Here is a 24,429-nt window from a genome sequence, read left to right as displayed (position 1 = left end):
CTTTGAGGGTACTGAAAATAATAAATAACTATCAGCCACCTTTTATCATGTAGAAACTGACCCACCAGAAAAAAACTAACTAATGGTCAAAAAAACTTCCTTCCAAATTTTGTTTTGAAAAACTGATTTTTTTATTTGCTATTACTTTAAAAGAATACATCAACAGAAGATTAATTAACTAAACTAACAACATAACAAAATGAATATCTTAAAACTTAAAGCTTGGATGATATGTCTGGCTTTTATCACTGTTTTGGCAAGCTGTCAACAACAATCAGAAGTAGCACCTGAAAAAAACGTTCCCACTACTAGTAAATCAATCAACAAAGATAAAATAGCCCTGGATGTAATAGACTTGCTCAATCAAAAGTCTAGTCGCAGTAGCATTATCAACTCACTTAAGGCTCAACAACCTAGTGTAGCCCTTGCTACAATACTAGACCAGGTAAAATCTGAAGGGGTAAGCAACACGGCTACGCAGCAACTGCGCCAAGTGGTAACTAATGCAGAAGCTACTTACAAAAATGTAGATGCTCCTGATAATGTAGAAGTGCCTGAGTTATGGCTGCACCAACCTACTGCTGGAATAGATTTTTCTAAATTGTTGGTAGCCTATGCGCCTACCCAAAAAGATGAAGCCGAATGGACCAAAGTAAAAGCTTATAACCTTCAGAAAGAAGTGGTGTATCTTGACCCTTTCAAGGCTCCTGAAGTACCAGTAATAGTAGTAGAAACCGATGGTTTTGAAGCATTAAAGGTAGAAGTTGCTTACATGAATAAACAATTAAAGAAGAAGGGGTTACAAAACTTTGCCCAACGCACAGCAGCCAAAAAAAGAACAACAGCTTCTGGTTTGGAAACCACCAAGTTAGACCGTATTCGCTTGAACGATGACCAAGAGCCTTGGATTAGTGGATCGGCAGAGGTGTATGCGATCACTTCTGGTATTCGCGGCAACCAAAAAGAAGCCCAAATCAATGTAATTCCAATGTATTACTTAGATACAGATGGCAAAACTTATTACCCAAATCAAGTGTTGCTTTTCTGGGATGACTACGACTACCAGGCAGCAAATATACAGTTGTTTGAAAAAGATGATAACCATAATTACAAAGATATGGTAGCAGTGATTGTAGATGGCGTGTTTAAAATTACTGGTTTGCTTACTGAGGTACCCATAGTAAGTGCCTTAGGGCAAATTGCTAATGCCATTATTCAAGCAATGCCCGATGCTTGGTTTACCAATGATGATGACTACATTGATTCGTTTTATACTATAGAAAAGAATAGAACTTATCGCAATTATAATGGTGCTGGTGGCAATGCAAATGTAGATTTGACGCCATTTTTTATTCCAGCCAATTAATTACTAATGCTTCACAGCATTACAACATCTAAATTACCCTTATAAATATTACACTCATTTTTAGTTATTAATCTTCAAGTATTCTACACAATATATTTTAAAGTTACCCTCTGTTAAGTTATTCAAACAGGGGGTATTTTTTGACGATAACAAACTCTAAATACCTGTTATTATTTTGGGCTGAAATGGCATACAGGAACGGAACTTTATTTTTACCGCACAATAAACCAAATTTATACCTTGACCCCAATCACCAATATGTCATCTAGTTGATCGTTGTTTTGCTTCCAATGTTTAAGAGTAGACTCAAGGACTTTTTTCTGTTCAGTTACAGGGGTTTGGTGTATGCTATAGAGTAACTCCCGGAAACGGGGTGCCATAAATTTGCGATTATGCTCACCACCAAACTGATCTTGGTAACCATCTGAGTACAAGTATAAAGTAGTAGGAATACTTATATCCAGTACTTGTTTTTGAAACTGTCGATTTCTTTCTCTTTGCTCCCCACCTATAGGCATTTTATCACCCACCAATCGTTTTAATTCTCCATTTTGCACGTATACCAATGAACTCATTGCTCCGGCAAACTGTAAGGTTTGGGTTGCCTTGTCTATTACACATAAAGAGATGTCCATCCCATCACGATTGGAGTTGCTATCTTGCCTAAGCGATGTATACACTCCTGTGTGTAATTTATCAAGAATGAGGTTCGCATCTATAATGCCTTCTTGTTCAATAATACTATTTAAAATGTCATTCCCAATCAAGCTCATAAAAGCACCTGGTACCCCATGACCAGTACAATCTATAGCTGCCAATACACATTTAGACTTATCAGCGTTGGCAGCAAAATAGTAAAAATCACCGCTCACTATATCCCTGGGTTTAAACAAGACAAATATATTGGGCAAAAACGCTTGCATTATCTCTGTGCCAGGCAACATGGCATCTTGAATTTGTTTGGCATAATTTATACTTGCCGTAATATCATTTTTTTGAGACTCCAGCTGCTTGAACACCTTGGCGTTTTGAATGGCAATAATGGCATAGTTTGCCAGGTTTCTGAAAATACTCACATGTTGGCTGCCATAGGCATTTTTTGCTGAATGTTGTACATTGATAATACCAATGGCCTGGTCACCGGCTACCAATGGCAAACATATCATAGAGTTTAACAGTTCGTGGGGTTGGTACGCATCGAGCGAGTCCAGGTATTGGGTGTATTCATTTGGCAAATCTGACAGTACTATTTCTTGCTTAAGGGTAAAACACTTGAGGGTCAAACGATCGTTTTGACTCACAGGCAAAGAAAAAACGGGCATACGTTTGCCTTTACTAAAGTATACCTCATATACCAGGCTTTTTCTTACAGGGTCGTATATGCCAATCCCAAACTCTTCGGTGGGCATAAGCGATAGTACTTGTTGGTATACCGTTTTGATGATGTCTTCTATAGATAAATTGGCAATTACCAACTTACCCAGGTCAGATATCAACTCAAGTTTTTGATAAGATTCTTTAATACTGGCAGCCTGAGCAGCTATTTCAGCATTTTTTCGTGCTAACTCTTGCCTCGCTATTTTTTTTATTTTTTCACGGTTATACAAAAACCAACCTAAAACACCAAACAACAAAATCAATGCAGCCAAAGCCAGGAGCGCAATACGTGTTTGCAGTTTTTCACTTTTTAACTGCTCTTTTGTTTTCTGAATTAATAATTCCTGGAATTTTTGTTCCATCGACACCATTTGATTTTCGCGGTGGGTGTCATCACGGTTTTTTTGGGCATCAATGATTAAGTCTGTAGCAAAATTACCAAAGTGTTTATTGATGATATTTTTAATCAATTGTTTGCTGGCGGGTTGCGCAAAAAAGGTGTCAAGAGGCTGTTTCCAATCAGACTTTAGGGGCAATGCCAAAGCAAGTCCTTCTCTCACTACATTAAAGAGACGTTGTCTTTGTATGAGTTTTCCTTGCTGTAGCATCATAATATAGTTGGGTAGCTGAGTATAAGCCAAAAAATTGTTTTTATTTACACAGGAGTCTCGCATAACTTCTCCATTAGGAATGTAGCTATAGGTAAGGTTGGTAAACGCCCTGGTTTTAATCAAGTCTTTCAGGTTCTGTTCAAAAGTAGTATTGCGAATAGTAATGACTTTGAGTTGAGGTAGGTATTTATTGAATGAGGCGATGTCTTCAAATACAGGTACATTATGGCTAGAGATTAGTATTTCTATATCAGGCATGTAAGCTTTTGAGAATTGAAGCTCACGCTTTCGTTGATCGGTAATAGAAAAACCAGCGCAGGCAATCACTCCTGCTTCCATTTGTTTAATGGCCTTATAGCAATCTTTGAATTGCTTGAACTTTTTCCAACGTAATTGTAAGTCGATTTGATAGTGAGACTTGATAAACCTTACAAAAGCCCTGATAATATCAGGTTCAAGTCCAGTTGGTTGTCCTTGTAGTTCAGCCTTTATAAAAGGTTCATTATTGGTATATATTACCCATAAGGTGCCTTTTTTGTCCGCTTTAACCTTCTTCCAGCGGTCAGTTGTGGGGGTTTGTGCTTTTACCCAGTGGACACTGAACGTGATAACCAAAATAAAAAGTAGTATTTGCAACCATTTAGTCATGTAGTAGCCCTGCTTTACTTACGATGTGTCTTATAAGTGAAAACAAAAAAATATGGCGATAGTGAATGAAATCAAAACATCTGGAGTAGAGAATACAAAACAGTTGGTTGAATTTTACATAACAATTAAGTAATTTTCGGGCTTAATATCAAACACTTAATGGTTAAAAACTTACATCTACTTTGCAAGGTACCACAAAGTAGTAAAGTCTATGAACAAAAAGCTTGACTTGTCTTATTAGCATCAGTTGCTTATTACTTTGTTGTACTGGTATAGGTTGTAAGATTTCTTTATTTTCAATAAATTATTTCAACATATAAGCAGGTACATTTTAATAGTTAGGCTGACTACTTCTCATAAATGATATTCATCAAATGCTTACCCCTATTACCAATATGTCATCTACCTGCTTTACTTCACTGTGCTCCGGCAAATAACTCATCCAGTTTTCCAGGGTATTTTCCAGTATTTTTTGTTGCTCCTGCATAGGTTTTTGGTGAATCTCAACCAACAACGCTCTTAGCCGTCGCTTCATAAATTTTTTACCCTCCTCACCACCAAACTGATCTTGATAACCATCTGAAAACATATACAGTACGTCTTTTGGTTGTAAATCAATGGTATGTACCTCAAACTGTTTCATTTTTCGATATTGAGAACTTCCTCCTATAGGAAACTTAGCCCCTTTGTACTCTATCAGTTCACCATTGCGTATGAGCCATAGGGGATTTTTGGCTCCGGCAAAATCAAGAGTCAAGCCTTGAGGATCAACACTGATGATTGCCATATCCATACCATCGTTTACCTGATCACCTTCATTTTTTTGCAATCGTTCTATTACTCTTTGTTCTAACTGCTGTAGTATACGGTCGGGCTGGGTCACTTTTTCTTTACACACAATGTCGTCCAGAAAATCGCTCCCCATTAAAGTCATGAACGCCCCTGGTACTCCGTGCCCGGTACAATCAGCCGCCACCAGCACTATTTTTTGTTGTGTCTGCTCAGTAGTTACTTTAGTACTCCAGTAAAAATCACCACTTACTATATCTTTTGGCTTTAGCAATACAAAAGCATCGCTGAAGTACTGGGCAATATCTTTGGCTCTGCCCAGAATAGCTTGTTGAATTTGTTTGGCATAGTTAATACTTGCTGTAATATTTTCGTTTTTAATTTCTATTTCTCTTTTTTGAATTTTCACCTGATTGAACACATTTGAGTTTTGAGTAGCAATTGCTACATAAGTGCTTAGGCTACGTACCATACTTACATGATAATCAGCGTAAGCATCAGGTTTTCGGGCTTGCAGTGTCATTACTCCCAATGCTTTTTCTCCTTCTAAAATAGGCAAACACAACATAGAGTTTAACAAATCACCTTCAGTGTATGTATCTTTAATACTCGTATAGTTAGCAAAGTCTTTTTTTACATCGCCTGATACCAACTCTTTCTTACTTAAAAAACAGTGTACCGACAAACGCTTTGTTTGTGTAAGTGGTAATGTCACCTGAGGCAAACAATCATTGCCTATATAAATCAGGTCAAAAACCAAAGCTTTTTGTTCAGCATCATACAAACCAATCCCAAACTCATCTACCTCCATTACTGCAGTTATTTGCTCATAAAAAGTTTCCGTAATTTTTTGTAATGAAAGATTGGCAGTTACTTTTTGCCCTATTTCGCTCAATAACTTCACATTTTGAAACGACAGTTCTAACTGATCACGTTGTACTTGTATTTCTTCATTTTGCAAATGAATTTGCTCATTCTGCACTAATATCTCCTTTTTTTGTTGCTTTAATTCTGCATTTTTCTCGAGTATTGATTCATTACGAGCCCTCACTTCCTGGGTTTTTTCGTGTACCAAACGTTGCAACTCCTTTCGCTGAGCCTTAATAGCCCTCACACGCCAACTAAAACCTGCAACAATCAATAATACAAACCCAAGCAATGCTAAAGTTCTAAACCACCAAGTTTGCCAGTAAGGAACCAGTACCTCAAACTCATATACATAATCTTGTCCTGCCCACTGCCCCCAACTGTTACGAGCTTTCAGTCTAAATATATATTTCCCAGGGGGCAAGTTAGTATAAGTCACTTTTTGTGAGGTAGATACTGGCGACCACTCTTTGTCTAAACCATCTAGGCGCCACTTATAAGCCACTTTTTCGGGAATAAAATAACTAATACCTTCAAAATAAATAGTAATATGATTTAAGTTGTAAGGAAGTTTCAATTGACGAGGTACTGGAAAAAAAGCATCTAGTGACTGCGTGTATTGCTTATACTCCTCACTTTGCCAATCCACTTTTTTCAAAAATAACCTTACTTCTTTAATATTTAACTTGGTTTTTTGATGATACAACCTATGTGCCTGAGGGGTATACTTTACTACCCCGCTTAAGGTACCAAACCACAAGTTTCCCTGAGCATCTTTATACACTGCTTTGCCGTTGTTTTCTATGCCCATAAAACCGTCTTCTTGCCTGAAGTGCTTGATAGAAACAATTTTAGCTTGTTTGTCCAAAATAATCTTATCTACTCCTCCCTGTACTCCCAGCCAAATATGCCCCTCATCATCTTTTATAATAGAATAGATAGTATTATCACTAATTCCTTGTTTAGTAGTCACATAACTAAACTTGCCATCCGAATACCTGATCACTCCTTCACCATAAGTAGCAATCCATACACCTCCATTATTATCAGTAGTCATTTGCATCACTAACTCTGTCTTGAGAGTATCTGACTTATGCCAGGTCGTCACTTTTTTGCCGTCATAACGAGATAAACCACCCGTAGCATTGCGAAGGGAACCAAACCACATGTGACCATTTCCATCTTTAGTAATGGACGTAATGATATTATTAATCAACCCATGTTTTTTAGCACTTAGGGTATCTACCCCTTCAGGTGAATATTTGATTACCCCTAAACCAAATACGCCAAACCAATAAGTATCTCCATCTCTAAAAGAAGCTCCTACTCCCCGATTTGCAGGAATACCATAATTCGTATTGGCAGGCACAAACTTTTCTCCATTATACTTCAATACCCCCTTTCGGGTGGTTGTTACTAAAAATTGTTGATCATCTATCCTTGTAAAATCATGTACTCTTCCTACCTCGTTTTCGGCAGTATTAAAGAAACTGACTGCATTTACACCATCAAAGCGGGTAATGCCTCTGCTATTTGTTCCAATCCAATAATTACCTACCCCATCCTGATAGATTGCACGAATAAAGTTAGAGGCTATTTTGGTGTGTTTCTGATCAAATAAAGTAAAGGTATCCCCACTATACCTTACCAATCCTGCTCCTATAGTACCAATCCAAATGTTTCCTTCACTGTCTTCCAGCAAACTGGTGGTAGTGTTAGTCGGCAAGCCATTTTTTGTAGAAAAGTGCTGAAATTCCTTTCCATCATATTTCAAAACACCATTGCGGTTGGTAGTCAGCCATAAGTTCCCCTGGCGATCTTTTAAACCAATAGCATTCACTCTAAATGGAGGTACTTGCGGAGGCAAGGTTATTTCTTCAACCTTTTTGTTGTACCTAAATAAACGCCGGATAGCAGGTTGTCCATTGGCAGGTGGTGTAACTGCCCACAACCATAAATTACCTGCGTTGTCTACTAAAAAAGGATTCAACCTTGCCCCTTTAAACCTTGGGTGCAGTGCTATAGGTGACTCCTGAAGTACTTTGCCATTGTACTCAAGCAATGTTTTGCCAGTAGCAATGAGAAAATTACCATTATGAAGTAAAATGAAGTTTAGAAAAGGAACATTTTTTAATTGTTTAGGATATTGATCGGCCAAGTCAACAACTTTGTCTCCGTCAAAATACTGAATCTTTTGGTTGAGCACAGACATGCTCCATATTCTACCAGGCTTTCGTGGATCTTCATAAAAATAAAGAGAAATCTCGCTAGAAGATGTAGCTGGGAAAGGAAAGTTTTTGGTTAACTTTCCATCAAAACGGGTAATACCAGCAGCAGTGCCTACCCAAAGCCGATCTTTGCTATCAAAAAAAAGCTGGATTATCTGATCGTGAACAAACCCATGGGTTTGCTTGTTAAACACTTCAAACCTATGCCCATTAAAGCGAGCTACCCCTCCCCCATTTGTTCCTACCCAAATTCCACCTTTAGGGCCATTTACTAAAGCGTATATCTCTGATTGGGGTATGCCTGCTTTTAGTGAATAGTTTCGAAAAAAATATTGCTGTGCGGACGCCTGAAAAAAAACACAAGATAAATACAGTGTGATCCAGAACCTCATAGGATTATTATTATAAAAATCAATAATAAGGCAGTAGTATATTCTATCGTTTTGTGGTTATCAACTCTGCCGTTTAGAAAACTAAATAACAAATAAAAAATGAGTATATCTATATACTGTGCCTAAAACACTCTCACATAACCTAACTCACTCTTTTATTCTATCAAAATAAAGAATAATATTAAGCGCTGTAACACCCCGTGTGGCAAAAACTATGCAGCAAAAAACAAAAAAGCGCTGAGTAGAAACTCAGCGCTTTTTTGTACTTCTTAATATAAAGTTTTGTTTAGATTGAAAAGCCTAAGAAGCTCAAAAATCCAAATGACATTAAACCTACTAAGATAAATGTGATTCCTAAACCTCTTAAAGGAGGAGGCACATTTGAATATTTAATTTTTTCACGGATGGCAGCCAAAGCAACTACTGCCAATAACCAACCTATACCTGAACCAAGACCAAAAACAGTGGCTTGTCCTAAGGTATAAGGCTTACCTAACATAAAAAGGGCACCTCCTAGAATTGAGCAGTTTACAGCAATCAAAGGTAAAAATATACCTAAGGCTCCATATAATGCTGGGGAGAATTTCTCTACAATCATCTCAGTCAATTGTACAAATGAAGCAATTACTGCAATAAACACAATCAACATAAGAAAACTTAGATCTATACCGGGTCCAAAGATAGATGCCAATGCATCCTTCTTTAGCACATAGTTGTAAATCAAATAGTTGATAGGGATGGTCATTGTCAATACGAAAATCACCGCCATTCCAAGTCCTACTGCTGTTTTTACGTTTTTTGATACAGCCAAATATGAACACATGCCTAAGAAATAGGCAAAGATCATATTTTCGACAAATATAGAGCGAATTGCAATGCTAATTAGTTCCATAATATATTCTTAAATCCTTAGTTCTACTTAAAAATCAGGCATCTTCACGATAGCCATTAAACGAACGTTGTGCCCAAATAAGCACACCAACTACTATACAAGCACCAGAAGAGTAAAGCATCAAACCGTTGGTAGCAAGACTCTCTGGAAATACTTTTAAGCCGAATAGTGTACCAGAACCCAACAACTCACGGAAGAAAGCTACCAATAAAAGAATAATAGCGTACCCCATTGCGTTGCCTAACGCATCTAAAAATGAAGGCCAAGGCTTATTAGCCATTGCAAAAGCTTCCAGGCGTCCCATTACAATACAGTTAGTAATAATTAGGCCTACAAAGGCACCTAAATCTTTAGCTGTATCATATACAAAAGCTAAAAGTAGTTCATTTACCAAAATCACAAATGTAGCAATAATGGCTAACTGTACTACAATACGGATGCGTGGAGGGATGGTGTTTCTCAGCAAAGAAGTAAGTACACTTGAACCAACCATTACAAAGATAACAGCAATGCTCATTACCAGTGAAGGTTTTAATTGTGCAGTTACGGCAAGTGCTGAACAAATACCCAATACCTGTACCGTAATCGGATTGTCTCCATCTAACGGATCGGTAAGAATTCGTCGGTTTTTCTTAGAAAATAATGCCTCTTTCTTTTTAGGCTTTACTTCTTCAATTGTAGTTTCTGCCATAATGATTTATATTTTTAAAAGGCTTGATACCTCAGGGTTTCTATAAACTTTTATTAAATATTATGAGGCTTACTTTTTTTGTTGTTTCTTTTGAATAAAGCCATCATACAGTTTCAAATACTCTTTGAACATTGTATTTACTCCGTTTCCGGTAATAGTAGCACCAGACATTCCGTCTACTTTGTGGTCTTGTCCCTTATAGTGTTTGATACTATATCCCTGGTGTTCTCCTCGCTGCATTACCACACGTTGTAATTGCCCTTTGTCATCATAGATTTTTTTACCAGTATATCGCTCGTGAATTTCTTTATCAGAAATTCTAGCACCCAAACCGGGGGTTTCACCTTTTTGTGCCAACACCAATCCTTTGATCGTGTTCATGTCTTTAGCATCCAATGCAATGTAACCCCAGATAACGTCCCACAAGCCAAAGCCATACAAGGGAAAGACATAATATAAAACACCTCCTTTTCCATCTTCACCATATATTTCATATACAGGCAAGTGTCTTCTTCTGGGAGTTTCACGCTTTGCCGAATACTCTTCCCCTACATTTACTGCAGAGGCTTTCATTCCTTCTATTTTTTCGCCTTGAGCATTTACAACATAGTTTTTTACCCGTTTGTTGTAAACTTTTACAATATCTTCACTCGACTTAGGCAACTCCATAAATGTATTTACAATACTTTTCTGGAGCTCTAGTTTTTTGTTGGCTTCCTTGTAACTCTCCAGTCCCTTTGAAGCCATTGCAAGCAACGAACCTGAAATGATCGTGATCAACAGGGTATATGTAATAAGATAAGCTTTAGAATCCTTTTTCATTGTTCCTTATTGTGCTTTTTTTAACTCTAATCTTTTCAAACGACGCTTTTTATTAGCAGCCACTACGTAGTAGTCAATCAATGGAGCAAAAACGTTCATCAACAATACAACCAACATAATACCTTCAGGATATGCAGGGTTAAATACGCGAATCAAGACAGTAAGTGCTCCTATTAAAAAACCGTAATACCATTTGCCTATTTCAGTTTGAGCGGCAGTTACAGGATCGGTTGCCATAAACACTATACCAAAGGCGAGTCCTCCCATTACTAAGTGATAGTGTGCTGGCATTGCCATAAATGCATTACCACCAATGGCATTAAATAAGAGTCCCATAAGGTAGGCTCCCCCAAAAGCACTGACTATAATTTTCCAGCTTCCTACACCTGTCAATATAAGAATGACTCCACCAATTAAACACATCAGAAAAGAGGTTTCACCAATAGAACCAGGGATAGTTCCTATTACAAAACTTTTGAGCGAGTAGAGCCCTCCTTTTTTAGACTCGAAGGCATTGGTTACTTGGGTGGGTATCTGTGCCTGAAGCTTTTTTACTTCTGGCAATTTTCCAGACTCCTTATATGCTGCATTGTTAAATGCTACTGGATCTTTTATTTCACCCTTTGTTTCAGCTTCTTTTACCTTTTTATCTACATAAGCTTCGCGGGCATTCTGTATCTCAGCCGCCAAACTACTGGACTGCTCTGCAGCCAGCCCAAGTGCAGTAGCACGAGTATATCCATCTAATTTTTGTTCAATTACAGTAGGCTCTCCTGCAGTCCATACTTTGATATCGCCAGCCATATAAGTAGGGTAAGCAAAATACAAGAAAGCACGAGCAGTCATAGCTACATTTAGAATATTCATGCCTGTACCTCCAAAAACCTCTTTGGCAATAATTACCGCAAAAGCAGAAGCTAAAGCTACTTGCCATAAAGGAATAGTTACAGGTAAAATGAGGGGAATCAACATTCCGGAAACAAGGTAACCTTCGTTGATAGCGTGTCCGCGCATTTGGGCAAAGGCAAATTCAATTCCTAAACCTACACCATACGACACAATCACTATTGGTAATACTACTTTGGCTCCATAAATGATTTTAGCCATCATATCGGCTGTTTCGCCAATTGCCAAATAATGTTGGTGTCCGGTGTTCCAGATACCAAACAACAAGCAAGGTACCATAGCCACTACTACTGTGATCATCAGACGCTTCATATCTATAGCGTCGCGTACCTGAGCACCTTTGTCAGGGGTAGTATGTTTGGGGACAAACAAAAAGGTTTCGAAACCATCAAAAACAGAGTGAAGAAAATGTAGTTTCCCCCCTTTTTCGAAGTTTGGTTTCTGTTTATCTAAGATATTACGTAAGAATTTCATATCATTAATAAAAGTTCAATAGATAGCAATTCGCTAATGCTGCTTCTTATCAGTTGTTGTATTTCTCTTGATTGTTTCAATATGCTTGGTACAAGCAAAAATTAGGCATCCATGAGCGCGTTGATCCCTTCACGTACAATTGCCTGCACATCTATTTTAGACACATCCACAAATTCGCACAGAGCAAAGTCTTCTTCTATGACTTCATAAATACCCAATGCTTCCATTTCTTCAAAGTCATTTGCCATAATGGCTTTCAGCAGATACACCGGAAAAATATCCATAGGCACCACTTTTTCAAAAACTCCTGTTTGTACAAAGGCTCTTTCTTCACCTTTCATATTGGTATCGAGAACATATTCTTTTTTAGGCATAAGAAAAGACAACAAACCTATCGGACGATGCATGCTCAACTTATTTTTGCCTGGTGTGATCCAACCCAAAAACTCATATTTATCACCTTCAGGTATTACTGTAATGAGGTTGTTGTAATAACCAACGGAACTATCCATTTCTATTCTTTCGCCAGTAAGTACATTGCCAGACACTATTCTCACATTGTCTTGTTTGAGGTTGTTTTTCAAAAACCCAATCACCGTAGCACCTACACATGTATCGTAATAGCAAGGGTTTTTAAGTTCCGAACCAGCCACTGCAATGGTTTTAGAAGCATCATAACGCCCTTCTAAGAAAAGCTTGCCGATTTGCTGTAAGCCGTAAGGAGTGGTAGTCCACACAATGTCACCTTTAACGATAGGGTCAATGTGGTGAATCTGTACACCTACGTTGCCCGCAGGGTGTTTTCCTTGTATTTCATGTTTTTGTACCCCTGTAAGATTTTTAAGTACCGAGGCCACTCCTGCTTCAGTGCTTAGGTGTACTTTGCCAGAGGTAAGCTTGCTTAGTATATCTACTCCTGCCTGAAGGTATTTTCCCTGATCTTTGAATACAAAATCGTAATCAGGAGCAAGGGGACTACTGTCAAATCCAGAAATAAAGATAGACTTGGGTGTGTTTTGGGGGTTTGCCACTATACCATAGGGGCGTTCAATAATATTTGGCCACACACCGCTTGCAGAAAGGTTTGCGATGATTTGTTCTTTGCTCAAGCCAGACAGCTGACTGCTATCGTATTTATCGAACTCAACGTATTGAGTTTCACGATCAGCTTCTATTTTGATCCCCATTGGTTTGCGTTTGGCACCTCGAATTACTTCGGATACTCTTCCACTTACCGGAGCAGTATACTTGACTTGCTCATGGAGTTTGTCAAAGAAAATAGGGGTTCCAGCTTTTACCTCATCCCCTTCTTTCACCATCACTTTTGGTCGCTTGATGCCCATAAAATCAGTGGGCTTAAAAATGTATGATTCAGGATGGATGGTATCTCCCTTTTCGGCTTTCGCTTTTCCAGCCAAATTTATATCAAAACCACGTTTTAATTTGATAGACATCTTCTATACCGTAACTTTCTTGTGTTTTATAAACTGCGCAAAAATAGTAACTTTTTCAAGAAAAAAAATGCCTTCTTTTAGTTTATAAAAGAGGGATTGTTCTTTTTATTCTCAAAATGCAACATACTGAATGTAAAATGCACTTCGTTAACTCATGTTTTGTGCTTTTTGTTAAAAATTAATGGCAAAAGTATATGTTTGGTATATGGGAAACAATTAATTAAGGGCTTTAGATTACATTTATTGGAAAGTCTTTTTTGAAGTGAAAAGTTAAAAACCAGCCACTATTCACAAAAAAACACTGTATTTATCCCTTAAATCTTTCGTTATGATGGTATGCTAAAAACTCTTGGTGAGGCAAATATTTTTTTGGTAAAATGATGGGTTGATTGTGATAAGGCAGAAAGAATGAGGTAAGTTTTTTGTCTTTTGACTGCCTGATTTCTGTAGCTACTTGTATATAGTAGTCTGTATTTATAGTAATCAGCCCAGTTTCAAAGGCTTTGTCATGCAGCGAGTTGAGAAGAATACCATTATGAGGGTTTAGCCTATTTTGTTTATCCAATGCCCAAGGTTTAATATGCCCCGCAACCAATAATTGGGGTTGTTGTATACCAGTAATACAACAAGTATTATCATAAGAAGCCAAAATACTTTTTCTGAAGAAATGTTGATTTACCCGTTGCTTACGTATTACTTCCGTGTCTTCACCTACTGTCTTAGAGTTTATCAAATGTTCATCTGGTTGATCAGACTCAATCATCAAATGACTTTGACTAATTTGCTCTTCTTGCAAAACTAAACTGTCCCACTTTTGATAAAACTCTGCCCATATAGTTCTATCTAGTTTGCTTACGTTTGTAGCCCCTTTCACTCCTCGTTTTTGCAAATCAGGATCTAAACTAGCAAAGTTAACCAGTTTGAAAGCTATAGAACCTGGTGTTCTATTTAACACCTTGGCGAGATGCATCACTTCTGCATTCTTTGCGTGCATTTTACCAAAAGGAAGCTTGTAATAAAGACATAAGGTCAATATCAATTCTTCACGCGTCCATAATTTTTGTCCTTTTTTCATTCTTGACTAGTCATCGTCATCAATTAACACAAATTCAAAGAAACAGGATAAGCATCTGTGTAACTGACAATAAGGCCTGGTTTGTGTATACTCTGCAACTATTTCCGTTCTAGCACCACACTTCGAACAACAAGGAGTTTCATCACCCATAATGAATACATTATCAAACTCAGAAACTCCACTCATTCTGCATATATCTATAAAGTATTTTCTAACACCTCACCAATGATTCTACCAATCCTACTATTTCTTCGCTTTGTTGCTCTATAGTCATACGGGTGGTATCAATGGTGTGGGCATCAATGGCTTTAGTCAAAGGGTTTTCTTTACGAGTACTGTCTTGGTGATCACGTTGGCTCAGGTTATCTATAATTTCTTGCAGGTCTACCTCTTGTCCCTTAGCGGCTAGCTCTTTCTGACGACGCTCAGCCCTTACTACTACATCAGCTTCCATAAAAATCTTTAGTTCAGCATTTGGAAAAACATTGGTACCAATGTCTCTGCCATCCATTACAATGCCCTTGCCTTCACCCATTTGACGTTGTTGTGCTACCATTGCTTTGCGTACTGCCGGAATCGCACTTACCGGGCTCACCCTTGCCGATACATACATTTTACGTATCTCGTCTTCTACCACTTTTCCGTTCAGTAGAGTAACATTTTGCCCAGAAGAAGCATTGTACTCAAACCGGATTTCGATGTTTGCCAAGGCTTTGTCTATTTGTGCTTCATCGTCAAGCATAATATTGTTTTGACAAAAGTACAAAGTCACGGCTCTGTACATAGCACCTGTATCTATATATATATAGTTGAGCTTTTTGGCCACAACTTTTGCTGTGGTGCTTTTGCCACAACCTGAAAAACCGTCAATGGCAATGATAATTTTGTGTTCGTTATCCATTAGATTCATATTAACCTGACTGGAAAAATATTTTTAAGGGTATAAAATTGTCGACTTACAAATATACCGTTTACAGCTTGGTATTGCTAAGTTTAATATGCATTTTTATGGTGTATGTACAGAAAGTGCATAAATAACCATTAATCAAAAAACTCCTTTTCTATTCAATCTATTATAAGAGCCTGGATAAAAGTTTATTCTGCCAGATAGTAAGACAGATTGTATGTAGACAACAGCTGATTATTTAGCTCTGCCTAAATAATCAGCTACTATTTTCTTCTTTTAGGAATGGTACCAAAATAAATACGCATTCTTAACCTCATCTTTTGAGGCTATACGTTGTTAAAAAATAGCCGAATAGCGATGCTATTAGCCGGCCATCCCGCAAGCTCGCTCAATATCCACTGGATATTGCCGTGCCGCGTCTAGCAACAAAATATTTTAGCGTTACTATAGAAATTTATTTTTACACCATTCCTTAGGAATAGACAAAGCTTTCAGTAGTCTCTTATTTTCTAAACTTATCAACAACTATGACCACTATCAATGGGAACTTTAGGGTAAATGGTGTACCATTTGCCGACTGGTTTAACCAAACATTTCGCCTTACTAACCCGCAAATCTATTCCCACTTTGTAAATGCCTCCAACTTTACCAAACTAATGGGCTATATTCCTGATTTTACAGGCAAGCAAGCCATTACCTTAGCAGAGTTTTGTGGGCATTTTGCCATTATGTACAATGAAACCGGAGGTACTTTTACGGTTATTCGCGAAATGGGAGGTCCTAAGTATATGTTTGAGCCAACCTCTTGGGGAAAAGTTACCTATAACAAAGCACCTAATAAACTGGCAGGAGATCAACTTAAGCAATGGGGAATCATTAGCAGTGAATTGGATGTAGCCAAATGGAATGGCCATGTATACCCTGGCGACTTGCCTAATAATGCCCAAAACCGTTGCGATTTCTATCGTTATCGTGGGTATGGCTTCAATCAACTTACCTGGCGCAACAATTACGAAAAATATATGCAACCCGCCTTACCCAAGCCTTTAGATGATTATGAGGCAGAAGAATTTGAAACAGCCATCAACAGTTTAGATGTTGCCTGTAAAACTTTTCATAATTTTATCTCACAGGGGCATACTGCACAAAAAGCTATTGCTAATTTAACAGAGGGGAGTTTTGAAGCTTATGGCATGCTAGTAAGTGGGGGTTGGGTAGCTTATGTAAATCACAAGTATACACCACGTGCACTTAATTTATACAACATGCTAAAAACAGCTACCATTACACCTGACAATGACAACCAGGCTCCACCTGATACAGACATACCACCCAAATACGCTATTAATGGTATGCACCTCACCCCTCAACAAATTAAGATTATTCAACAAGCTATTATAAACTCAGGTAATACACAATCTGCCCAACTAATGAAGAGCAGTGGAGGAGCTGATGGCATTTGGGGGAATTCTACAGAAAAGGCTTTCCAGTTAACAGGTAAAACTATTCAAGAATTACTCAAGGGTGCCAACGATAACCACATTACACATATTAGCGGGCTAAGTCGTGAAGAAGTAAAGGGTGTACAACAAACCATCATAGATGCAGCTAATTTAGTAGCCTATAATGGAGGTGCTGATGGTATTTGGGGCAAAGACAGTGCTGTAGCATTTGCAAAGTTGGCAAGATTGATTGAAATGACGGAACAACAAATACAAAAAGACAGTTTAGCCATTGGCAAAATGTCGCCTAAAGAGGTAAAAGGTGTTCAAAAAACCATCATGACTGCCGGAAGTATTGTGGTAAGAAGTGGAGGAGCAGATGGTTTCTGGGGAGATGCGAGTGAGTCAGCTTACAAGTTGCTTATTCAAAAAATGAATGCCCTGTTTACCTAAACCTTTCCTATCAAGAGTATCCAAAACTATCACTATTCATTTATCAAACACCCCTGATTTTCAGGAAATAAACCCACACAACATATACAAAAAAGCAAAAAAACTTACATCGTTTTTTTGCTTTTTTTTCTACTTTATTCCGTCTTTTGGTCGTATCCACTGCACTTATTTAGTAAAATCCTATTATCAAGCATTTTTTGAAAGAAAAAATAAAAGTCAACTCATTATTTAACTATATCACTTTAAATTATAATTATACCAACAAAAAACTTACTTGTATACCTTTTGTTTACCCTGAAAACCTCAAAAACACCCCTTGTTTACTTTTTGTTTACTTGCTTTTTTTTGCGAATCGCTAAAAAACCTCGACCTTTGGAACATACTAATAAAATCACCCAGGTTATATTACACTTTTTTAAAACACTTATTATAGTAAAAAAAATACATCTAAATTTTATTACACTTTTTAAAATATTATACACTTATTACTTAACCTTTATAAAAAAATACATCTAAATTTTATTATACTTTTTGAACTTTTAAATTTATACCTTACCTTTAAACCTAAACTAATCCACGGTTTGTATTTTGCCTGATGGTACAAACTTATCACGAAGACAGAGATTGAATAAATCTCTGTTTTCGTTTTTTATACCCCTATCAAAAAAAACAGTTTCACCTCTTACTATTCTGCTTGCCCAATCGCCTGATAACCTATGGATGGGTAAGTACTTTTTAGCACCTGCTTTACTCAAAATTTACTTGTCATAATTCAAACAAAACTACGGCTAATGAGTAGTTTTGTCGAGATTCACTCATCACCTATTCAAAACAAATTTTTATTATGACTATCAAAGAAGCCCAAGAAATTGTAGACAAATGGATAAACACTACTGGTATAAGATACTATAATGAGCTGACCAATACTGCAGTATTAATGGAGGAAGTAGGCGAAGTAGCACGATTAATGGCACGTATTTATGGTGAGCAATCTTTCAAAAAGTCGGATGAAGCACATAACCTTGCCGACGAAATGGCAGATGTGTTGTTTGTATTGATTTGTTTGGCAAACCAAACTGGCATTGACTTGACAGAAGCTCTACATAAAAACCTGGATAAAAAAACTAAACGAGACAAGGAACGCCACGCCAATAACGAGAAGTTAAAGTAGTGTAAGTATTGTCGCTCCCAAAACACAATAGATACGCTTTAAGCGTGCTCTAAGCAACTATAAAGCCCCTAAAAAATCATCATCTTTTTTATGGGGCTTTTTGCGTAACTTACAAAATAGACTATCAAATAGTCTTCTACTCTACCCTACTATTTTTCGCCCTGATTTGTGTCCTCACAACCGACCAAAGTAACTGTAGACCTTAAATAAAAGTGATATTATACATGAGTATCATTATATAATTTTGGTCATAGTACTTTGATTTATCATATCCATTTTAATTTATCAGCTTAATGGTTAACAGGAGTTTTTATTTAAAAAAATAGTTTTTCACGAATTTTTGAGTAAAAAACTGATAAACGAAAAAAAATTAAGGAAACAGGAGAAAAAAAAACCTTTACCATTAAACTACTACAAAAATTATTATAATCACCTGTAAATAAAGCTGATGCAAAAAGATGCAACCAACTGAAACTTTTCGCTTAAAAAGTTTCACCTGTTATACAAGATGTAAACACTCAACATAAGCTATTGTATCCTATGTTTACTCCTCCTACTTTTGCATAAGTGTAATATAATAATCTTCTATACAACAACTTAGTTGTATATTGAGTGAATAGGGTATTTTTATACCCTACTCACCTTATTACACTTTGATACATCAATTACACTTAATATACTTAGGATAATGATTGAACAAAAAGTTTTAATCAATACAAATGAAGTCGCCGAACTTAAAGTATTGATCGATAGTATCTCTTCTTTTTTTGAGATTGACACTGATACTGACACTGAAAATGTGTGGCTGTTGTGGCTTGACTTCTTGCTAGAAGTGCAAGCAAAACTAATGGTAGTAAGTGAACAAACGAATGACGAAAGCTTTGCCTTTAGATGCAGTGAAAACTTTGCCTCACTCAGAAAAACGCTGAATACACTTGCCCATAACAAGGTAGGAATAATTCAATTAGAAGCTCTAAAAACAACATTGACTCAAAAAAAGACTTAACTGTTTTGTAGTTCGAGTTATCAATCAATATTTCACTCTTAAACAATCGCTTTCTCACATTTTAGCCGGCTCTGGTAGTATTTAATAGTACGCCAGAGACCGTGTGTGTAAAGCCACCATGCATAAGTCTCTGGATTAGGGTGGCTAATCTGGAACTTATGCTATGGTGTTTTTTATGGACAAAAAAACGATGATTATGCATATACTTGAAATGCTAATACTTACCATTTTAGCAGCCATGAGTTTGCTAGGGGTTTACCTCAATATATATGACAGATATACAGCTTTATTTGTATTTACCAGCATTAGTGTGGGGGCTTACCTGACCGCTAGGTGGCTTAAGAAAAATATTCAATAATCGCTCAAAGAACAATATGACCACTGCTTTTGCTGTGCGCTTCTACCGCTATTTGTATTTGTTTACAAGCACAGCTTTCTTTTTTTTATGGTTTTACTTTGCCCATCGTGACTTTAGCTGGCGCACTTTTTTACAAGGCTACGAACAAACCGGATTTTACATTGCTTGGGCTCGGAGCATCACTTGGGTAGGTTTTACTGATACAGCGCTCAATTACTCGACAACACACCGTGTTTGGTTTATGTGTCGTTTGGGACTTTGGGCGGCTCTTTTGGGGGTATTGATGTCAGGGTTGCTTGGAATTGGCTGTATCAAAAGCTAATAAATCAAAACGACTCAAATAAAAAACATTTAACTCAATATATAAATCAAATAGATTCAATTCAGTAAAAAAGTAAATGCATAAAAAGTAATCTTTACAATCAGGTTATTTATAAGTTGTATACTTCACTTTTTTGTATTTCTGCCAATACTTTTCATCTTTAACCCTCACAAAAAACAACATTAAGAGTCAATTTTAAATCATTATAATTAAAAACATACAACCAAAACAGATAAACTAAGCACACTAAAAGCATACTCAGTTTATCATTGGTTAATTAAGCAATGAATTGTCCCAATACCCTTGAGCATTTGGGTTTATTCACTTATAAATCAAGGCTAAACTTTTGAAAAAAAACCTTTTTCAAGTATATTAACCGCACTTTTCGGTGGTCTTGGAGGGGGAGGGATAAGCCCTCCACTGTCTTCTCCTCCACACCCACAACCTCCTTTTAAAGAAGATAATTGATTAGACTTGAGTGAATTTTCACTGAATTTTTTAAACATTTTGTTTAATTTATTATTTTTTTTCATTGTTTTGTATTTTAGTTGTGTAAAAATACACCCGGCATTGTGCAGGGCAACAAAGCTTCTACAAAAACATTGCCTACAGACACAAAACAGATCAGTAAATTTAAGATAAACCTAATTGCATTTATTTAAATGAAACGTTTCATATTATCAATAGTATTATTGAGCTTTAGCTTGTGGGGACTTGCCCACACTAAAAAACCTGTGAACTACCAACAGTTATGTAAAAAAGCACAGGACTTGTATCAAGCCCAGCCTGACTCAGCCATTCATTATGCTCGAAAGGCATTAAACGCTGCTCAGAAAGTAACAGAAAAAGCTTATGCACACGAACTTATTGCTTATTACTCTCAACACTTAGGCTATTACGGAATGGCTACCCAACATTATAAAGCAGCTTATAAATTTTACGACTCACTGGCAAATAAAGCTGCTATGCTTAACAATATGGCTTTTTGCTACAACAATGCGGGAAACCACCAGACAGCCATATCTATCAGTCATAAAGCGATTGAACACTTTAAACGCCTAAAAGACTCTACTAAACTTATGCATGCTTACAACTTATTGGCAAACTGTTACCGTGCAAGATTGAACTTTACAAATGCTGACAGTACTTACAAACTCGCATTGAGTATGGCCATTCAACGAGGTACTCCACAAGATTTGGCAAACTTGTATGATGACATGGCAAGATTTAAAGAAAAGCTGAACGAATATAACTCGGCTATCAGCTATCAACAGCTTGCATTAGACACACAACCTGATGCTTGCCGGGCAAAAAAAGTAATAAGACTTACGCATATGATACAACTCTGTTTGCTTGCCCAAAAACCAGCAGCTGCAAAGCTGTATTTGACCAAAGTAAATGCTTTAGGAACCACCACCTCCAAAGCCTTGATACAACTATATGCAGCCAGAGGCTTGCTGCATTTTATCAACCGAAACGAAACTGCTGCCAAGCTTTCCTACAAACGTTGCGATTCATTACTCACAATTTTGTCTGAATCTTCTCAAAACTACTTACAGCAAAAATATGTACATAAAACAGCGTATGAAATTTATCACCGTGCCTGGCGGGTGTTGCACACCCTTTGGTTTTATGGCGATCGTGTAAGGTTTAAGCCTGCCAAAACTTGGGCAAAGGCCCGTATGAAAGCAGAAAAAAATTGGTATAAGCGCTCTAAGGTAGCAATGACTCTTAAGGATGCTCTGGTAATAGAACGCTACCGCCCCAAAACCCAGATAGTGCGCCAGATCAACCTTTGGTGGCTACTTGCTATCGCCTTGGTGCTTATTACTGGCGGTCTGCTTATTTATCGTAAACGTGAGCAGAGCTTGCATGCCCACACCAACTTTATCAAGGCAATCAAAGCCAGTCCAGTGAAGGGGTTTGAGGAACTCAGCCCACAAGAGATAGATATGCTTCAGAGTATTGAAGGGCATATACAAGGCAAACTTAATACGGATGATATTAAAATTTTGGTGATGGTAGCAAGAAACTATAAATATGCTCAAATATCAGTAGCTGTAGGGCTCAATGTAGGCGCTATTAAAACCAGAATAAAAAGACTGAAAGACCAGTGTCAGGTAAAGAATATAAGGGATTTAATGTAAAAAAATGGAAACACTACAACTTATATCAACAAAAGACCAGTAACTTTAAAGTCTATACACTCCTCTTTTCTCGAGAAAACGAATGATCAATGTCTGCTATAGCTGACAAGCTCTTAGGTCTAATGCTATATCAATGAAAATGGGTATTGATTTTACACTTGTGAGTTAATTTGATTTTTTTCATCTAATCACACAACTCATTAAGTTTCTATACGTTACGGTAGGTATATATAAGATACATTTTTTTCTTGTTTTGATTTACAACTCTTAATTATCAAATCTCTTAATAAGTTGTGCTATAAATAGAATATCACAAGAAATTATATAATTAAACAAAGTGTCTTTCAACTATAGGCAAGGTTATAGCTATAGTTTAGATCAACTATCAAATAGTATTGATAAGATATAAATTGGTTGAAAAAACAACCATCCATATAAAGATCTCAATTAATAACCATAGCTTAATATATATATCTTTTATTTTAATGTTGAGCCGAAGCTTGTCTTCGGCTTTTTTTATGCTTTATGCCCTAATGTTTCATTTTAAACTTGCGATAAGCTGCTGATTTTTTGTATTGGGCACGCAACTCTTTTGGATTTTTATAAATCTTCCACAGTCCTTTCTTTTTAGATTTAGCCCTGGCCTCCAGTTTTTCAAAGTAAGGAGCTTTTTTTACATTGGGCTTATAGCGTTTGGCAAAAGCATATCCATGTTTTACCAGAGAAGCATTGAATAACTCTCCATTGCCCAAGTATACATAGGCAAGCAAACGACCAAACTTGTCCTCCTTCTCTTTATCGTATCTTAATACTACCCTTTGACCTTTTTTGAGTCGTTTTTTAGCATAATCAGAGGCTTCTTTGCCAAAAGGTTGCACATTCATATACATTGACCTCAAACTCTCGGGAGTATCTACACCAATCATTCGCACCGTTTTTTTGTTTTTTTTGGTACCCACATGTATCGTGTCTCCATCTACCACCTTGTATATCCTGGTAATTTTACCCCGGAAAATAGCACCAAAGAATAACCCAAATATTTTTAAACAACGATACACAAAAAATAGCACAATGATTACACCCACTATTATCAGAATGTATTGGGTAGACTCAGGTAGTTTCTTCCAAAAGTCAATGATTGGTTCAAACATAGAAAACTCTGATTTAAAAAAATGTTTTGCTAACAAAAAGTATCTTATTGCTACAAAAATAAGCATTTTTCAATAACAGACAAGTCTAAGGAATTGTTCAAAAATAAATTTACACTCTGAGGGGTGATTTTTCGCCTTGATACTTCGTTATTTTTATTGACCGTAGCGCTGCTATGGGCGCAAAAAATAGCCTCGTCTCAAAACAAAACCTCTACCTCAAGAATGGTAATTTAATTTCTCACCGTTCCTAAGAGATGAATAGTAAAGGTGTGATTTAAATAAGGGGCACAAAAAAAGCGCTGGAAATAACTCCAGCGCTTTCAAATTTGGTAGTAATGATATTTAATATATTGCTATGTGATATTTTCTCTTTGTAATTAATATATAATTAAATTTTTTAGGTCACTTGGTACTTCTACTGAGTTTTCAAGGAAATTACTCAGACTCACTTCAGTTTTATCAGATCAAAGAAGTGGGATTTTAATTAAAACAGAACATTTGTTGTTGTGATAAGTGATAATGTTCTGAATGATTTAATACAAAGATAGGGTGTAGGGTTGGTTTATCCTAAAAAAGGTAAAAACCGAAAAGTACCAAATTCACCAAAAAACACAATAAACCACTTCTCACCACTGTAATCTACTAAAATATAAATGTTCATATTGACCGAACCTATCATTCCTGATCAGGTGATGTATTACAGGTGCGAACCTACATATCAAATCTGATAATCAAATACTTAACAAGTCAACTAAAAGCATTTAAAACAAAATATAATTCCGGTATTGGTAATAAAAACAACAGATTACACATAAAACACATAGTTTTGCATACAAAAGTACTATTTTATCAAACTAAAAACGAAACATTTGAAATCCAT

Annotated in this window: 18 protein-coding genes; 7 read left to right on the top strand and 11 right to left on the bottom strand. The window is 36.8% G+C overall.

What is annotated here, in order from left to right; all coding sequences use genetic code 11:
• Positions 1-199: 199 nt before the first annotated feature.
• Positions 200-1,366 (top strand): DUF3103 family protein, encoded by a 1,167-nt coding sequence (locus tag Q0954_RS08830; protein WP_299455984.1) that lies wholly within the window; start codon positions 200-202, stop codon positions 1,364-1,366.
• A 233-nt stretch (positions 1,367-1,599) separates the two neighbouring features.
• Here Q0954_RS08830 and Q0954_RS08825 read toward each other — a convergent pair whose 3' ends face one another.
• The 9 genes from Q0954_RS08825 to cmk form a co-directional block, all read right to left on the bottom strand.
• Positions 1,600-4,002, bottom strand: coding sequence for a SpoIIE family protein phosphatase (locus tag Q0954_RS08825; protein WP_299455982.1), 2,403 nt, complete (start codon positions 4,000-4,002; stop codon positions 1,600-1,602).
• A 370-nt stretch (positions 4,003-4,372) separates the two neighbouring features.
• Positions 4,373-8,278, bottom strand: a complete 3,906-nt coding sequence (locus Q0954_RS08820; RefSeq protein ID WP_299455981.1) for a two-component regulator propeller domain-containing protein — start codon at positions 8,276-8,278, stop codon at positions 4,373-4,375.
• Between the two features lie 286 nt (positions 8,279-8,564).
• Entirely contained in the window at positions 8,565-9,170 is a 606-nt protein-coding gene (nqrE, locus tag Q0954_RS08815; RefSeq protein ID WP_299455980.1) for an NADH:ubiquinone reductase (Na(+)-transporting) subunit E, read from the bottom strand.
• Between the two features lie 34 nt (positions 9,171-9,204).
• A complete protein-coding gene (locus Q0954_RS08810) occupies positions 9,205-9,861 on the bottom strand; it encodes an NADH:ubiquinone reductase (Na(+)-transporting) subunit D (protein WP_299455979.1) in 657 nt (218 codons plus the stop codon).
• Positions 9,862-9,930: 69 nt separating this feature from the next.
• Positions 9,931-10,683 carry an NADH:ubiquinone reductase (Na(+)-transporting) subunit C gene (gene nqrC / locus Q0954_RS08805; protein WP_299455977.1) on the bottom strand — a complete coding sequence of 251 codons (753 nt, stop codon included), beginning with the start codon at positions 10,681-10,683 and terminating at the stop codon, positions 9,931-9,933.
• A gap of 6 nt (positions 10,684-10,689) precedes the next feature.
• Positions 10,690-12,063, bottom strand: a complete 1,374-nt coding sequence (gene nqrB / locus Q0954_RS08800; RefSeq protein ID WP_299455975.1) for an NADH:ubiquinone reductase (Na(+)-transporting) subunit B — start codon at positions 12,061-12,063, stop codon at positions 10,690-10,692.
• 101 nt (positions 12,064-12,164) lie between these two features.
• Positions 12,165-13,517 (bottom strand): Na(+)-translocating NADH-quinone reductase subunit A, encoded by a 1,353-nt coding sequence (locus Q0954_RS08795; RefSeq protein WP_299455973.1) that lies wholly within the window; start codon positions 13,515-13,517, stop codon positions 12,165-12,167.
• Positions 13,518-13,824: 307 nt separating this feature from the next.
• Positions 13,825-14,592 (bottom strand): HNH endonuclease, encoded by a 768-nt coding sequence (locus tag Q0954_RS08790; RefSeq protein WP_299455971.1) that lies wholly within the window; start codon positions 14,590-14,592, stop codon positions 13,825-13,827.
• Between the two features lie 211 nt (positions 14,593-14,803).
• A complete protein-coding gene (gene cmk, locus Q0954_RS08785) occupies positions 14,804-15,493 on the bottom strand; it encodes a (d)CMP kinase (protein ID WP_299455969.1) in 690 nt (229 codons plus the stop codon).
• Between the two features lie 533 nt (positions 15,494-16,026).
• Here cmk and Q0954_RS08780 point away from each other — a divergent pair.
• The 5 genes from Q0954_RS08780 (at position 16,027) to Q0954_RS08760 (ending at position 20,251) form a co-directional block, all read left to right on the top strand.
• Positions 16,027-17,394: a hypothetical protein gene (locus tag Q0954_RS08780; RefSeq protein ID WP_299455967.1), complete on the top strand. Its 1,368-nt coding sequence runs from the start codon at positions 16,027-16,029 to the stop codon at positions 17,392-17,394.
• A gap of 844 nt (positions 17,395-18,238) precedes the next feature.
• On the top strand, positions 18,239-18,565 hold the full coding sequence (locus Q0954_RS08775; protein ID WP_299455966.1) for a nucleotide pyrophosphohydrolase: 327 nt from the start codon (positions 18,239-18,241) through the stop codon (positions 18,563-18,565).
• 688 nt (positions 18,566-19,253) lie between these two features.
• On the top strand, positions 19,254-19,571 hold the full coding sequence (locus Q0954_RS08770; protein ID WP_299455964.1) for a hypothetical protein: 318 nt from the start codon (positions 19,254-19,256) through the stop codon (positions 19,569-19,571).
• A gap of 196 nt (positions 19,572-19,767) precedes the next feature.
• Complete coding sequence (locus Q0954_RS08765; protein ID WP_299455962.1) at positions 19,768-19,929, top strand: hypothetical protein; 162 nt, start codon at positions 19,768-19,770, stop codon at positions 19,927-19,929.
• 16 nt (positions 19,930-19,945) lie between these two features.
• The gene (locus Q0954_RS08760; RefSeq protein WP_299455960.1) at positions 19,946-20,251 is read left to right on the top strand and encodes a hypothetical protein; all 306 of its coding nucleotides are present in this window, start codon (positions 19,946-19,948) and stop codon (positions 20,249-20,251) included.
• A gap of 338 nt (positions 20,252-20,589) precedes the next feature.
• Here the strand turns inward: Q0954_RS08760 and Q0954_RS08755 are convergent, their stop codons facing one another.
• Positions 20,590-20,784 carry a TIGR04149 family rSAM-modified RiPP gene (locus Q0954_RS08755; protein WP_299455958.1) on the bottom strand — a complete coding sequence of 65 codons (195 nt, stop codon included), beginning with the start codon at positions 20,782-20,784 and terminating at the stop codon, positions 20,590-20,592.
• Between the two features lie 129 nt (positions 20,785-20,913).
• On the opposite strand from Q0954_RS08755, the gene Q0954_RS08750 reads away from it, so the two are divergent.
• Positions 20,914-22,398, top strand: a complete 1,485-nt coding sequence (locus tag Q0954_RS08750) for a tetratricopeptide repeat protein (RefSeq protein WP_299455956.1) — start codon at positions 20,914-20,916, stop codon at positions 22,396-22,398.
• Between the two features lie 530 nt (positions 22,399-22,928).
• Here Q0954_RS08750 and Q0954_RS08745 read toward each other — a convergent pair.
• Positions 22,929-23,549 (bottom strand): thermonuclease family protein, encoded by a 621-nt coding sequence (locus Q0954_RS08745; protein ID WP_299455954.1) that lies wholly within the window; start codon positions 23,547-23,549, stop codon positions 22,929-22,931.
• Positions 23,550-24,429 lie beyond the last annotated feature (880 nt).

Source organism: uncultured Microscilla sp. (genome assembly GCF_947493425.1).
Lineage (GTDB): Bacteria > Bacteroidota > Bacteroidia > Cytophagales > Microscillaceae > Microscilla.
This window is presented reverse-complemented; position numbering and strand designations above follow the sequence as displayed.

Excerpts from the sequence above, each read along its gene's own strand:
- Q0954_RS08830 (WP_299455984.1), top strand. The coding sequence starts at position 200 with ATGAATATCTTAAAACTTAAAGCTTGGATGATATGTCTGGCTTTTATC.
- Q0954_RS08825 (WP_299455982.1), bottom strand. The coding sequence starts at position 4,002 with ATGACTAAATGGTTGCAAATACTACTTTTTATTTTGGTTATCACGTTC.
- Q0954_RS08820 (WP_299455981.1), bottom strand. The coding sequence starts at position 8,278 with ATGAGGTTCTGGATCACACTGTATTTATCTTGTGTTTTTTTTCAGGCG.
- nqrE (WP_299455980.1), bottom strand. The coding sequence starts at position 9,170 with ATGGAACTAATTAGCATTGCAATTCGCTCTATATTTGTCGAAAATATG.
- Q0954_RS08810 (WP_299455979.1), bottom strand. The coding sequence starts at position 9,861 with ATGGCAGAAACTACAATTGAAGAAGTAAAGCCTAAAAAGAAAGAGGCA.
- nqrC (WP_299455977.1), bottom strand. The coding sequence starts at position 10,683 with ATGAAAAAGGATTCTAAAGCTTATCTTATTACATATACCCTGTTGATC.
- nqrB (WP_299455975.1), bottom strand. The coding sequence starts at position 12,063 with ATGAAATTCTTACGTAATATCTTAGATAAACAGAAACCAAACTTCGAA.
- Q0954_RS08795 (WP_299455973.1), bottom strand. The coding sequence starts at position 13,517 with ATGTCTATCAAATTAAAACGTGGTTTTGATATAAATTTGGCTGGAAAA.
- Q0954_RS08790 (WP_299455971.1), bottom strand. The coding sequence starts at position 14,592 with ATGAAAAAAGGACAAAAATTATGGACGCGTGAAGAATTGATATTGACC.
- cmk (WP_299455969.1), bottom strand. The coding sequence starts at position 15,493 with ATGGATAACGAACACAAAATTATCATTGCCATTGACGGTTTTTCAGGT.
- Q0954_RS08780 (WP_299455967.1), top strand. The coding sequence starts at position 16,027 with ATGACCACTATCAATGGGAACTTTAGGGTAAATGGTGTACCATTTGCC.
- Q0954_RS08775 (WP_299455966.1), top strand. The coding sequence starts at position 18,239 with ATGACTATCAAAGAAGCCCAAGAAATTGTAGACAAATGGATAAACACT.
- Q0954_RS08770 (WP_299455964.1), top strand. The coding sequence starts at position 19,254 with ATGATTGAACAAAAAGTTTTAATCAATACAAATGAAGTCGCCGAACTT.
- Q0954_RS08765 (WP_299455962.1), top strand. The coding sequence starts at position 19,768 with ATGCATATACTTGAAATGCTAATACTTACCATTTTAGCAGCCATGAGT.
- Q0954_RS08760 (WP_299455960.1), top strand. The coding sequence starts at position 19,946 with ATGACCACTGCTTTTGCTGTGCGCTTCTACCGCTATTTGTATTTGTTT.
- Q0954_RS08755 (WP_299455958.1), bottom strand. The coding sequence starts at position 20,784 with ATGAAAAAAAATAATAAATTAAACAAAATGTTTAAAAAATTCAGTGAA.
- Q0954_RS08750 (WP_299455956.1), top strand. The coding sequence starts at position 20,914 with ATGAAACGTTTCATATTATCAATAGTATTATTGAGCTTTAGCTTGTGG.
- Q0954_RS08745 (WP_299455954.1), bottom strand. The coding sequence starts at position 23,549 with ATGTTTGAACCAATCATTGACTTTTGGAAGAAACTACCTGAGTCTACC.